The following is a 12,634-nucleotide window of genomic DNA, read 5'->3' as shown; positions in this document are numbered from 1 at the left end:
CTGAGGCGCTTCTGCGAGGTCCTGGGCGACCCAGCCGTCCCCAGGAGATCGGTGGCCGCCGCCGGGCGCGAACGGCACCACCACGGTCACGGCCTGGGTCGGGTAGTCCGCCGCGGCGGCGGGCACGGCGAGCGGCGCGAGCAGAGCCCCGGCGCAGGCGAGGGCCAATACGGATCGTCGGTTCGGCATCATCTTATCGTTCCCCTTCTTATGGAAGTCTTCACAGCACGGCGGTGGCCTGGAACTCGATCAGGAGGCCCGGATCGGCCAGATGATTGACCTCGACGATGGTGCTCGTCGGCAGCTTGTCCTTGAAGAACTCCATCCGCGCCGCGACGATTTCCTTGAACTGGCGGATATCGGTCGTGTAGACGACGATGGAGACGATATCCTCCAGCGTGCCGCCGGCCTCGCGCATGATGAGATCCATGTTGCGGATCGCCTGGCGGGTCTGCTCCGCCATGTCGCCCGGCCCCACCAGCTTGCCGTCCGCATCGCGCGAGAGCTGGCCCGACAGGAAGATGAGGGACTGCGGATTATCGATGCGGATATAATGGTGGTAGATGGTGGACCGCACATTGGCGAGGTTCTTCGGGTTTCCGCGGGTGATCTTGCTGGCCATCTTCTTCTCCTCGATGCTCGGATTCTTGAAAGCTGGGGCCCGGGCTCACACGATGGACGTGCGCAGCGTCATGAGCCCCTCGGCGGCGACTTCGACGCGGTCGCCGGGGCGCAGGAACAGCTCGCTGGCATTGGGCTGGCCGACCGCGACGCCGTGCGGCGAGCCGGTGGTGAAGACGTCGCCCGGCTCCAGCACCACGAAGCGCGAGAAGTGGGCGATGATGTCGGGGATCTGGAAGATCTGGTCGCCGGTGTGGAAGCGCAGCCGCTCGGACCCGTTGACCGTGCAGCTGATCCACATGTCCGCCGGGTCGCCGCTCTCCTCGAGCGTCACCAGGAACGGACCGAACGGCCCGAAGCCGGGCATGTTCTTGGCGGTCCAGAAGCGGGTGCCAGAGCGCACCTCGCGCCGCTGGATCTCGCGCGCGGTCAGGTCGTTGAGGAGGCTGACGGCGAACACGTGGTCCATCGCCGCCTCCCGGCTCACCTTGTAAGCGCGGCGGGCGATGACGAAGGCGAGTTCCGGCTCGTAGTCGAACTCGACGATGTCGTCGGGGCGCGCGACCTCGGCGTCCTGGCCGGTCAGGCAGGCGTTAAGCTTCACGAAGCCGGTGGGCTCCTCCGGCATCTCGGTGATGAGCTGGTTGCGCTTCAGCTCCTCTAGGTGGGTGCGGTTGTTCTTGCCGACGCAGATGACCTTGCCGGGATCGGGCAGCGGCGGCAGCAGGGCGACCGCATCGAGCCGGTGCCGCGCCTCAGGCGCCAGGCCGGGATCCCGCAGGAGCGCGGCGGCGAGATTCGGCGAGCGCCGCCGTGTCGGTGCCGAAGCGGGTGATCTGCGCCTTCAGTGTGGGCGCGAACCGGTCCGCGCCCGCCCTGCCGGCGGTGGCGCGCGGCACGTCCACCACGGCGTCGCCGAGGACGATGCCCCAGCTTGCTTCCGCGAAAGCCCCGTCGGCGCCGGGCGGGCGGAAGGTGGCGAGCTTCATGACGTCTCCTTGTAATATTGGGCGACCATTTAGGGGCAGAGAGCCGCATTTGATCGCCCAATCGAACCCTCAAGCCGATCGGTTGTCAAGACACTTGCACCGGTTCATCTGCCTGGATAGGTTGCGGCAATCGGCGGAAAATGGTCGCCCAAAATGCTTCATTCCACCCACCCCTCCCGCGGATCGACCCCGATCCGCGATTTCGTCTTCGCCGCGATCGCCGACGGCACGCTGCCCAAGGGCGCGAAACTGCCCACCGAGCGTGCGCTCGCGGCACGGCTCGGCCTGTCCCGCGCGGCGGTGCGCAAGGAACTGGCGGCGCTGGAGGTGGAGGGGCACGTCACGCGCAAGGTCGGCTCCGGCACCTATGTGGCGGAGCGCGTGGGCGCCTCGGCGCTCATCACCGGCGTGAGCCTGCACCAGCTGCTGGAGGCGCGCATCGTCATGGAGCCGCAGCTCGCGGCGGTGGCGGTGGCCAACGCGACGCCGGCCGACCTGCAACAGATCGAGGGGTGGCTGGGCAAATGCGCGGCGGCTGGCGACGTGGACGCCTTCGAGGCGGCCGACCACGGCTTTCACGCCGCGATCGCCGCGGCCACCCATAACGGCCTGCTGATCGCCGCCTATGATCTCATCTGCGGGCTCAGGGCCAGCGGCGAATGGCGCGCGCTGAAGCTGCGCCGCAATCTCGACGCGCCGGGCCGCAAGGCGGACGTTCTGGTGGAGCACCGCGACGTGTTCGAGGCGATCCGCGACCACGACCAGACCGCCGCCCGCGAGGCGATGCTGCGCCACATGACGGGGGTGCGGCGGAACCTGTTCCCGGTGTGAGGCTCAGCGCGCGAGCGTTTTCCTCGACGCCGGCGGCGAGCGCGAGCAGCGCCGCGTCTCCGCCCGGCGCGCCGGCGAGCATCAGCCCGCCGGGGCGACGCCCGAGCCCGTCAGCGGCAGGGAAATAGCGCAGCCGTCGATCATGTTGATGAGGGTCGGGTTGCGCAGCGCCAGCAGGTTCACCCGGCCATAGGCCGCGTCGTCCGTAGCGAGATCGGCGATCCTGGGCGGCAGGATGGGCGTCGTCGGCAGGGCCAAAGCGTCGAACGGCGCAAGCCGCGCACGCGCCCGCGCAACGAGGTCGCGCCGGGCGGCGACGAGGTCGAGATAATCGGCGGCGCTCTGGCCGGCGCCACGCTTGATGCGCACCGACACGCGCGGGTCGTACTCGGCTTCCTTCGCCGCCAGGAGCGCGCGGTGAACGGCGAAGCTCTCCGCCGCCGTGAAGCCGCCCTTGGCGTTCAGGCCGGCGATCTCGCCGAATTCGGGAAAGGGGGCGCGGGTGATGTGCGCGCCCGCCGCTTCCAGCCGCGCCAAGGCCGCCTCGAAGGCTTCGGCGACGACATCCTCGATCTCGTCGAAGGCCACCGTCTGCGGCACGAGCAGCCGCAGTCCCGCCACCGGGCGCGGCACGAGGGCGTCCGGCTCCGCGCCGGCGAGGATGGCGTCGATCGCCGCGCAGCAGGCGACCGAGCGGGCGATGGAGCCGATGGAATCGAGCGTGCCGGAGAGCGGAAAGGCGCCGTCCTTCGGGATGCGGTCGGCCGTGGGCTTGTAGCCGGTGAGGCCGCAGAAGGCCGCAGGGATGCGGCACGAGCCGCCGGTGTCGGTGCCGAGCGTGGCATGGGCATGCGTCGGCCACCGCCACCGCGCCGCCGGAGGTGGAGCCGCCGGAGACCCGGCCGGCCGCGCGCTCGAACGGCGCCTTGGGGTCGCCCGTGTGCGGGTTCATGCCGAGGCCGGAATAGGCGAACTCGGTCATGGTGTTGCGGCCGATGACGACAAAGCCGGCCCGGCGCAGCCGCGCCACCGTGATCGCGTCCGCCGCCGCCGGCGCGTTGCCGGCGAGAACCTTGGAGCCGGCGGTCGTCACCTGGTCCTGGATGTCGAACAGGTCCTTCACGCCGATGGGGATGCCGGCGAAAGCCGAGGGCGCGGCGCCCGCCCGGCGCAGGGCGTCCTGCGCGTCCGCCGCCTTCAGGGCCCCGTCCCGATCCACCACGGCAAAGGCGCGCGCGCCCTCCCCCGCGGGATCGTCGATGCGCGCGAGGCAGTCCTCCACCAATTGGCGTGAGGTGACACGGCCGTCGGCGAGGGCGGCGGCGATCTCGGCCAGGGTGGGACGGGCGGACAGCGGGGAGGATGAGGGCGCGGGCATGGGGACCGGAACGGCTGCGCCCGCCCGGAGGTCCGGGCGGGCTGGAGAGAACGAAGGGGGATCAGCCCCGCTCAGGCCGGATCGAAATAGTGGATCTCGATCATCATGGCGCCGGTCTCGGACTTGAACGGCCCGTGATAGACGCCCGGCGGACGCACCGCATAAGTGTAGGGCTTGAAGGCCTCGCCGCCATTGCCGTTCTCGTCGTTGCCGACCGTGAGGTCGCCGGAGAACAGGAACACCTCTTCCCAATACTCATGCACGAAGGGCTTGGTGGTCCACACGCCGGGATCGAACTTGAGGATGCGCGTGCGCGAGCCTTTCTTGTTCACCTCGTCGAGGGCGCCGGAGAGGATCTTCTGCTTGATGCCCTCGGGGTAGCCGGGAGGCACCTCCCAGCCGGTGGAGAAGTCGACCGCGCGGAACTCGTCGTGAAGCTTGTTGATGGCCATCTGGTGGTCGTCCTCTCTGAAGGCAGTTGAATTTGTTGCAAGCTCGTCATGCCCCGGCTCGTCCGGGGCATCCACCCCGATGTTCACACTGCGCCCGGAAAAGCGGACGCCATCCCGGCCTGCCGTGGATCCCCCGGACAAGCCGGGGGATGACGGCGGTGACGGAGGCGGCGGCTGGCATCAGGATCGCCGGCGCCGATCGTCTCTCACTCCGCGGCGCGGGCCGGGCTGTGGGGCGCGCCGACCTCGTCGGCCAGTTCATAGGAGCCGAGCATGCGGTCGAGCAGGCCGCTCGCCCCGTCCCAGTCATAGGTGCGGAACGAGTGGCCCTTCACCACGAAGCTCGCCCCGGCATAGAACATCTCGTACTGGGTGTGGCGCGAGGCGAATTCCGAGCCCACCGCGTCCCAGGCGAGCTTGTAGAACTTCACCTTCTCCTCGGCGTTCGCCGCGGGCGACTGCTGGGTCTTGCCGATCAGGCCGGCAAGCTCGGCGTTCTCATAATCGTGCACCGAGGACGGCAGCATGATCATGCCGCCGCCGGCGAGATCGCGCAGCGCGGTGATGAAGCGCGGATAGAGCTGCTGGGCCAACGTCTGCGCCGCATAGAGGGTGTGGCGGTCGGGAATGAAATAGGGACCGACCATGGACCCCTTCGCCTCCATGGCGGCGACGAACGCGTCCACCATGGCCGCCTCGGCGGCAAGCTGGCCGAGCGTCTCGCGCACCTGGGGGAAGTTGGTGGTGCCGTTGATCTCGCAGGTCCGGCGCGCGATGGCGAGCAGGAACTTGATCTTTACCTTGAGGCGGATCTGCGCCTGGTAGTTCTGGTAGACGTGCGCCGGGGTGGCGTGGAACTGCTTGCCGGTCATCTCGATGCTGTCGACGATGAACACCCGGTCCCACGGCACCTTCACGTCGTCGAAATAGAGCACCGCGTCGTTCTCGTCGAAGCGGCTCGACAGCGGGTTGTCGAACACCGAGGGCGCGCCCGCCTCGTAGGACTTGCGCGAGAGGATCTTCAGCCCCTTGGTGTTCATGGGGATGGCGAAGGAGAGCGCATGCGCCTCGTCGCCCGGCTGCAGCGGCTGGATGCAGGTGACGAACACCTCGTTCGCCATGATGCCGCCGGTGGCCAGCATCTTGGCGCCGCGCACCGTGATGCCCTCGGCGTCGCGGTCGACGATGGCGGCGGAGAGGAACGGGTCCTTCTGCTGCGCCGCGCTCTTGGAGCGGTCCGCCTGCGGATTGATGATGACGTAGGTGAGGTAGAGGTCGTTGTCGCGGGCGTAGCGGTAATAGTCCGCGAGCGCCTTGGCGCGGGCCGGGTCGTAGGCCTCGAACGCCGGCAGACCCATATACATGCCGGCGATGCACGAGGCGACATGGTCCGGCGCGCGGCCGAGGAAGCCGGCGTGCAGCTCGGTCCAGGCCTCCAGGCCCTTGCGGCGCGTCACCAGCTCTTCATAAGAGGTCGGCAGTTGCCAGATGCGGTTCGCCCGCGTGCCGGTGTCGGTCTCGAACGTCATCAGCTCCCGGTTTTCCGGGGCGCTGTGGAAGTCGAACATCTGTCCCACCGAAGCCACCGCGCGGCGGAAGGCGGGGTGGGTGGTGGCGTCGGTGACGATCTCCCCGTCGAGGAAGATCTGGCGTCCGTCCTTGAGGCTGGCGATGTGCTCGGCACCGGTCTTGATCATGGGCGTTGTCCCTGGGATGCGTGGGACGGCCGCCGCCCTCGGCCTCGCCGGAAGCGAGGGCATGGTAGCGGCCGCCGAAGAAGATGAGCGGATCGCCGCCTTCGGCGGCGGAGAAACGCAGCACGCGGGCGATGAACACCTCGTGGTCGCCCCCCTCATGGCAGGCATAGGGGGCGCATTCGAGGTGCGCGAGCGCTCCCTCGATGAGCGGCACCTGGTGGGCGCCGCGCCGCACCTCGACGCCGCTCCACTTATCCTCCATGGGACGGGCGAAGCGGTTGGACAGGTGCTCCTGGTGGCGCCCGAGAATGGAGATGCCGAAGCCCGGCGCCCCCCGCAGCACGGGGAGCGAGAGGGCCGAGCGCGCCACCGAGAACAGCACCAGCGGCGGATCGAGGGAGACCGAATTGAACGAACTCATGGTCATGCCGACCATGCCCGCCTCACCGCCCTCGGCCGTGACCACGGCCACGCCCGTGGCGAACCGGCCGAGGACGCGGCGCAGGGCCAATGGGTCGAAGGGCGTATCGATTTTCACGGCGGATTGGCGTTTCATGGTCGTGAACCGAATTTAGCTTTGTGACAAAGATATTTTGGAAATCGATGGACGTCAAGCCGGACCGTTCCGTATGACTGAACGCATGGCGGAATTGGACGCGCGCGCGCCGACGCAGACGGCAGCCCGGCCAAAGCGCTCTGCCGGCTTAAAATTGACTTGGGGCGGGACGGGGAATCAGGCCGGACTGCCCCAGCCCCCTGAGCAATCAAGCGCGAACCCGGCGGGCGTTCGCATCACCGCGCCGCGGACGGAGCCGAGGTCATGCCGCCCAATCTGCCCCCCAAATCACCGCCCCCGGAGGCAAGCCCGGCCGCGAACGCGAACGTTACCGGCGCTCCGGCGCACGACGCCCCGGCCGCGGTGCGGCGTCCCCTGGCATCGGCCTCGCTGCCGCCCATGCCGCTGCCCACCGATGCCCGTCCGCCGCGCGCACCCGTACCGCCGCGCCGGCGCATCCGGGACTGCCGCTCACCGCCTCACGGCCGTCGCTTCTGGTGGATGGGTCGGACACCGAGTTCCGCGGGCTGGTGCACGACATGCTGGCCTTCGCCTCGGCCATCGTCGAGGTGCGCAACCGGCTCGGCGGGCTGATCGGCCTGTCCGGCACCCAGTACACCATCCTCACGTCCATCACCCGGCTCAGCCGCGAGACCGCGGAGCTGGGCGTCAACCAGCTGGCCGAGCACCTGCATTTGTCGGGCGCGTTCGTCACCATCGAGGTGAACAAGCTGGTGGCGGCCGGCCTGGTGGCGAAGACCACCAATCCGGACGACCGGCGCCGGGTGGTCCTGGTGCCGACCGCTCAGGCGGAGCGGCTTCTGGCCGAACTGGTATTGGTGCAATGCCCGGCCAACGACGCCCTGTTCGAGCCGCTCTCGGCCAAGGAGTTCAAGAGCCTCAGGGCGATCATCGCCAAGCTCTCGCGCACCGGCGATCCCACCTTGCGGATCATCGAGGCGCTGGCGCCCGACGGCACGCTGGACAGCGCCAAGCGCACGGCCGCCGCCCCGCGCCTGCCCGAGGGACGCCTGCGCTCCGGCGGCTGATCGCGCGCGTCAGTCCCCGCGCGCGTCAGTCCCCGCGCGCGTCAGTCCACGTCGTCCACGCTCTCCGGGCCGCCGCCATAGGCGCGCTGGGCCAGCGCCGCCTGCATGAACGGATCGAGGTCGCCGTCCAGCACCTCCTGCGGCGTGCCCGAGGTGACGCCGGTGCGCAGGTCCTTCACCAGCTGGTAGGGCTGCAGCACATAGGAGCGGATCTGGTGGCCCCAGCCGATGTCGGTGCGCGCCGCCTGCTCGGCCGCGGCCTCGGCCTCGCGCTTCTTCAGCTCCATCTCGAACAGCTTGGCGCGCAGCATGTTCCAGGCGGTGGCCCGGTTCTTGTGCTGGGAGCGGTCGCCCTGGCTCACCACGGCGATGCCGGTGGGAATGTGGGTGAGGCGCACCGCGGATTCGGTCTTGTTCACGTGCTGGCCGCCGGCCCCGCCGGAGCGCATGGTGTCCACCCGCACGTCGCTCTCGTTGATCTCCACCACGATGCGGTCGTCGATCACCGGATAGACGTCCACCGAGGCGAACGAGGTCTGGCGGCGGGCGTTGGAATCGAACGGCGAGATGCGCACCAGGCGGTGCACGCCGGCCTCGGTCTTCAGCCAGCCATAGGCATTGTGGCCCTTCACCAGCACGGTGGCGGACTTCAGGCCCGCCTGCTCGCCCTGGCTCTCGTCCACCAGTTCCACCTTGAAGCCGTGGGCCTCGGCCCAACGCGTGTACATGCGCAGCAGCATCTCGGCCCAGTCCTGGCTGTCGGTGCCGCCGGCGCCGGCATGGACCTCCAGATAGGTGTCGTTGCTGTCGGCCTCGCCGGAGAGCAGCGATTCCAGCTCGCGCCGCGCCAGCTCCGCCTTCATGGCATCGAGCGCGCCGCCGGCCTCGGCGATGACGCCCTCGTCGCCTTCCGCCTCGCCCAGCTCGATCAGTTCCACATGGTCGCCGAGTTCGCGGTCGATGCGGTCCACCGCCCCGAGCCCGTCCTCCAGCGTGGTGCGCTCCTGCATGATCTTCTGGGCCCGCTCGGGATCGTCCCACAGGGTCGGGTCCTCGACCATGGCGTTCAGCTCGTTGAGGCGCCGCCGCGCACGGTCCACGTCCAGGTGGGACCGCAGGAGGTCCAAAGAGGCTTTGATCTCGTCGACCTTCGCGGCGAGTTCCGCGCGCATGGCTCATCATTCTCCGGCTGAGGGCCGCGGAAAATAGCGGCGGGGGGCGCGGGTGTAAACGCCGGAGACAGCGGTCAGTGGGCGAGGGACCGCTGGCGCAGCCAATCCTCGAATTCCGGCACCTCCAGCGGCCGCGCGAACAGGAACCCCTGGGCGGCGTGGCAATTCAGCTCGCCCAGGAGGTCCAGCTGGGCCTTGGTCTCCACGCCCTCGGCCACCACGGTCATGCCGAGGCTATGGCCGATGCGGATCACCGCGGTGGCGAGCGCCTGGGCATTGGCGTCCTCCTCCAGCGCCAGCATGAAGGAGCGGTCGATCTTCAGTTCGGCGATGGGCAGCTGGGCGAGCGAGGAGAGGCTGGAATAGCCGGTGCCGAAATCGTCCATGGCGAGGTGCACGCCCATGGCCTCGATGGCGCGGGCCGTGTTCAGCGAGTTGGGGTGCTGGTCCATCATCACCCGCTCGGTGATCTCGACCCTGAGGTCGGCGGGTTGAAGGCCGTTGTCCTCCAAAGACTTGGCAATGACATCCAGCACCGCGCTGGAGCGGAAGCTCACCGGCGAGACGTTCACCGACACGTGCGGGACGTCGAGACCCTTGGCGCGCCATCGCGGGATGAGGCGGCAGGTCTCCTCGATCGCCCAGTGGTCGATGCTCTCGATCAGGCCGTACTCCTCCGCCAGCGCGATGAAGCGCGGGGCGGGCACCTCGCCATGCACCGGGTCGCTCCAGCGCGTCAGCGCCTCCACCCCATGGAGGGCGCCGCTCTTGATCGACACCTGGGGCTGGAACACGAGGCGCAACTGGCGGTGGAGGATCGCCTCGCGCAGCGCGACGCCGAGCACCAGGCGGCTCTGCGCCTTGACGTTCAGGTCCTCGGTGAAGAAGTGGAACTTGCCGCGCCCGTCGCGCTTGGCCTCGTAGAGCGCGGCGTCGGCATGCTTGAGCACGGTCTCGGCGTCGGCGGCGTGGAGCGGGTAGATGGCGATGCCGATGCTGGCGCTCATGGTGAGGTGCAGACCCTGCACCGCCACCGGTGCCGTCGACAGCACCTCCAGGAGCCGCTCGGCGATCAGGGCCGCCTCCTCCGCCGCGCAGCCGCGCAGCAGCACCGCAAATTCGTCGCCGCCAATGCGTGCCACCATGTCCGCCCCGCGCAGCTGCACCGTGAGGCGGCGGGCGAACTCCAGGAGGATCTGGTCGCCGGTGGAGTGGCCGAGCGTATCGTTGACGTCCTTGAAATGGTCCACGTCGAGGATCAGGCACACCACGGTCTCGCCGGTCTGGCTGACCTCGGCCATGGTGGAGGCGAGGGTCTCCAGCAGGCGACTGCGGTTCGGCAGGCCGGTCAGCGCGTCGAGCGAGGACAGGCGGGCGATCTGGTCCTCGGCCTCGCTGCGCTCCATGGCGAGCGCGCACAAGGGCACGCACCGGTCCATGATGTGCTCGTGCCAGGGGCCGGGCGCGCGGCGCTCGCGGAAATAGAGCGCGAAGGTCCCCGCCACCTGGCCGGTGCGGGTCTTCACCGGGATCGACCAGCAGGCCACCAGGTCCGGCGGCAGAGGCAAATGGCGGTAGTCGTTCCACAGCGGGCTCGCGGCGATGTCGGTGACCGCCACCGGTTCGCCCCGGAAGGCGGCGGTTCCGCACGAGCCCACGCTGGGGCCCACCGGGATGCCTTCGAGCGCCGCGACATAGTCGTCCGGCAGGCTCGGCGCGGCGAGCGGGTGCAGGCGTCCGTCCTTGCTGACCGACATGATCGAGCAGACGACGCCGGGCAGGATCGCCTCCACCTTGCGGCAGATCAGCTCGGCCACATGGGTCAGAGGCACGTCGGCCGTCACCGCCGCCAGCACCTCCCGCTGGAGCGTATCGATCTGCTTGCTCTCGGTGATGTCCGTGAGCACGGCCACGATGTTCCTGAGTTCGTTGCGCTCGCGATCGTAAACCGGGCTGATGGCCGCGGAAACCCAGACCTGCCCGTCCGCCTTGTTGCGGCATAGCAGCTCTTCCGAAAACGGCGCGCGCTCGCGCACCTTCTGGCGCAGGCGGTTCTCGATCGCGGCATCGCCAAATTCACGGACCAGGAACGCCAGCGGGCTCTGGCCGGAAATTTCCTCGCGGCTGTAGCCGAACAGCTGGGTGAAGGCGCGGTTCACATAGATGATGCGCATCTGGCCGTCGGTAACCATCACCACCCGGTCGGTCTCGTTGGCCACGAGCGAGAGGATGTACAGTTCCGTCCGGCTGGCGACCTCCTCGGTCACGTTGCGGATGAAGGCGGCGTAATTCACGCAGTCTCCCACCTGAGCCCGGCTGAGCGAGAGCTGGCCCCATATGCGCGATCCGTCCTTGCGCGCGATCGGCACCTCGCGGCTGAGGTTGACGATCCCGGCGTCGCCCGCCCGGCGGCTGGCATCGACGAAGCGATCGTGGGTGTCGCGCAGCTCGGCCGGCACCAGGATGCGCACATTGTGGCCCAAAACCTCCGCACGGTCATAGCCGAACATGCGTTCGGCGGCAGGATTGAAATAGCTGATGCAGTTCGACTGGTCGATGAAGATGACAGCATCAACGGCCTGATTGAGCGCCGCCCAGGAGAGATCGCCGGCCTGCTCAACCATAGCTATCCACTCCGATGTCTCCAGAACTCAAGGTGAACCGGAATCCAGCGAACTGGAATCCCAGGATGCACGCAATGCTTCAGCGCACCGGCTATGGATATTACCGCTAATCCTTGCCTATTGGTGTCCAAAGTCAAGAAATGGTTACGCTCTCGCTTGGACTCCCTCACCGGTTGCAGGCTTCTCCTGAATCTGTTTGCCGTCAAAAGGGCGCAGTTCGGCCATTCCCGCGCGACGCTCCAATGGCGGCCCGGACCCTGTACCCACTGAAGATTGCACCAATTTAAATTTATCGACCGATAGGCCCGCGACATTTTAGTGCGGTAGCCCGATGAGGATACCGCACGCAGGCGCAGTGTCTAGCCCTGCGTCATGCGCAAAATGCCGGGCGGCGGATGCCCTATCCCCTTCGCGGACCGCGCATTCTTACGACGGCTCAGGAGTGCCGCGCAGGCGCGCCTCCACCCGCGCCCGGCCCATCATCAGCACCGGCGCGGCGCGCTGGAGCACCAGTTCGCCATGCCGCGTCACGCGGGCGAGGCCGAAGCGCTCGGCCAGCTCCGCCAGGTCCATCAGCAGAGCCGGTGGCAGCGGCCCGGAGCCCCGCACGTCGAGGTCGAGCCCGGTGGCGCTGGCGATGACCTGGATGTCGAGCGGCTTGTTGCGCGGCGCCAGCGCCTGCGCCACCGCCCGGGCCGCCGGCAAGGCCCGGTCGAGGTCCGGCGCCAGCACCGGGCATTCGGCGAGGTCCACCATGGCGTGCGACTTGCGCTCGGCGAAGCCCACCACGCTCGTCGCACCATACTGGCGGGCATGGAAGATGACGCGCCGCCGGCCGCGCCGTGGGCGTCCACCACCGGTGCCACCTCGGCAGCGATATGCTCGCGCGCGAGAGCCTCCGCCACGAGGCCGCGCTTCCAGGCGAAATAGGGCGCAAGATCCCAGTGCTGGAGCAGGCAGCCGCCGCAGCGGCCGAAATGACGGCAGGCCGGCGCGACGCGCTCCGGACTTGCATCCAGCACCGCGTCGAGCCGTGCCCGCTCGCCTTCCACGGTGGCGGCGACGCGCTCGCCCGGCAGCGCATAGGGCACGAAGAGCGGCCCGGACGGCCCCATGGCGACGGCATCGCCCTGCGCGCCCATGCGGGTGACGAGAAGCTCCATCAGGCGCGCTCCGCCCCGAGCAGGAACTCGCGGTTGCCGTCGCCGCCGGCGATGGGCGACGGCACAAGGCCGACGACGCGCCAGCCGAGGCCCGCCACCAGC

The 12,634-nt window shown here is 68.9% G+C and carries 10 protein-coding genes and 4 pseudogenes; 2 read left to right on the top strand and 12 right to left on the bottom strand.

The window, feature by feature from the left end:
* From AC2W7M_RS10185 to AC2W7M_RS10170, 4 genes and pseudogenes are all read right to left on the bottom strand, one after another.
* Nucleotides 1-192 (bottom strand): annotated as a pseudogene (locus AC2W7M_RS10185) (hypothetical protein); the annotation flags it as partial.
* A gap of 28 nt (nt 193-220) precedes the next feature.
* Entirely contained in the window at nt 221-622 is a 402-nt protein-coding gene (locus tag AC2W7M_RS10180) for a RidA family protein (RefSeq protein WP_121624882.1), read from the bottom strand.
* Nucleotides 623-667: 45 nt separating this feature from the next.
* The gene (locus AC2W7M_RS10175; RefSeq protein ID WP_486132122.1) at nt 668-1,315 is read right to left on the bottom strand and encodes a fumarylacetoacetate hydrolase family protein; all 648 of its coding nucleotides are present in this window, start codon (nt 1,313-1,315) and stop codon (nt 668-670) included.
* Between the two features lie 61 nt (nt 1,316-1,376).
* Nucleotides 1,377-1,610: a hypothetical protein gene (locus AC2W7M_RS10170; protein WP_486132120.1), complete on the bottom strand. Its 234-nt coding sequence runs from the start codon at nt 1,608-1,610 to the stop codon at nt 1,377-1,379.
* A 153-nt stretch (nt 1,611-1,763) separates the two neighbouring features.
* Between AC2W7M_RS10170 and AC2W7M_RS10165 the strand changes: the two genes are divergently transcribed.
* Nucleotides 1,764-2,441 (top strand): FadR/GntR family transcriptional regulator, encoded by a 678-nt coding sequence (locus AC2W7M_RS10165; RefSeq protein ID WP_486132118.1) that lies wholly within the window; start codon nt 1,764-1,766, stop codon nt 2,439-2,441.
* 22 nt (nt 2,442-2,463) lie between these two features.
* Here AC2W7M_RS10165 and AC2W7M_RS10160 read toward each other — a convergent pair.
* The 4 genes and pseudogenes from AC2W7M_RS10160 to AC2W7M_RS10145 all read right to left on the bottom strand — a co-directional run.
* Nucleotides 2,464-3,819 (bottom strand): annotated as a pseudogene (locus AC2W7M_RS10160) (amidase); the annotation flags it as partial.
* A 71-nt stretch (nt 3,820-3,890) separates the two neighbouring features.
* Nucleotides 3,891-4,271 (bottom strand): cupin, encoded by a 381-nt coding sequence (locus tag AC2W7M_RS10155; protein ID WP_486132116.1) that lies wholly within the window; start codon nt 4,269-4,271, stop codon nt 3,891-3,893.
* A 206-nt stretch (nt 4,272-4,477) separates the two neighbouring features.
* Entirely contained in the window at nt 4,478-5,968 is a 1,491-nt protein-coding gene (locus AC2W7M_RS10150; RefSeq protein WP_486132114.1) for a 4-hydroxyphenylacetate 3-hydroxylase family protein, read from the bottom strand.
* Nucleotides 5,969-6,083: 115 nt separating this feature from the next.
* Nucleotides 6,084-6,404 (bottom strand): annotated as a pseudogene (locus AC2W7M_RS10145) (flavin reductase family protein); the annotation flags it as partial.
* 617 nt (nt 6,405-7,021) lie between these two features.
* On the opposite strand from AC2W7M_RS10145, the gene AC2W7M_RS10140 reads away from it, so the two are divergent.
* Nucleotides 7,022-7,573, top strand: a complete 552-nt coding sequence (locus AC2W7M_RS10140) for a MarR family winged helix-turn-helix transcriptional regulator (RefSeq protein ID WP_486132112.1) — start codon at nt 7,022-7,024, stop codon at nt 7,571-7,573.
* A 41-nt stretch (nt 7,574-7,614) separates the two neighbouring features.
* Here AC2W7M_RS10140 and prfB read toward each other — a convergent pair whose 3' ends face one another.
* The 4 genes and pseudogenes from prfB to AC2W7M_RS10120 all read right to left on the bottom strand — a co-directional run.
* Nucleotides 7,615-8,745 (bottom strand): peptide chain release factor 2, encoded by a 1,131-nt coding sequence (gene prfB / locus AC2W7M_RS10135; RefSeq protein WP_486132110.1) that lies wholly within the window; start codon nt 8,743-8,745, stop codon nt 7,615-7,617.
* 74 nt (nt 8,746-8,819) lie between these two features.
* Nucleotides 8,820-11,369 carry an EAL domain-containing protein gene (locus AC2W7M_RS10130; protein ID WP_486132108.1) on the bottom strand — a complete coding sequence of 850 codons (2,550 nt, stop codon included), beginning with the start codon at nt 11,367-11,369 and terminating at the stop codon, nt 8,820-8,822.
* A gap of 426 nt (nt 11,370-11,795) precedes the next feature.
* The gene (locus tag AC2W7M_RS10125) at nt 11,796-12,158 is read right to left on the bottom strand and encodes a hypothetical protein (protein ID WP_486132107.1); all 363 of its coding nucleotides are present in this window, start codon (nt 12,156-12,158) and stop codon (nt 11,796-11,798) included.
* 373 nt (nt 12,159-12,531) lie between these two features.
* A pseudogene (locus tag AC2W7M_RS10120) lies at nt 12,532-12,634 on the bottom strand (TlyA family rRNA (cytidine-2'-O)-methyltransferase); the annotation flags it as partial.

The organism is Xanthobacter sp. BG11Y11_SDJG, assembly GCF_057364445.1.
Note: the sequence above shows the minus strand (reverse complement) of the source record. Positions and strands in the feature narration are given on the sequence as shown.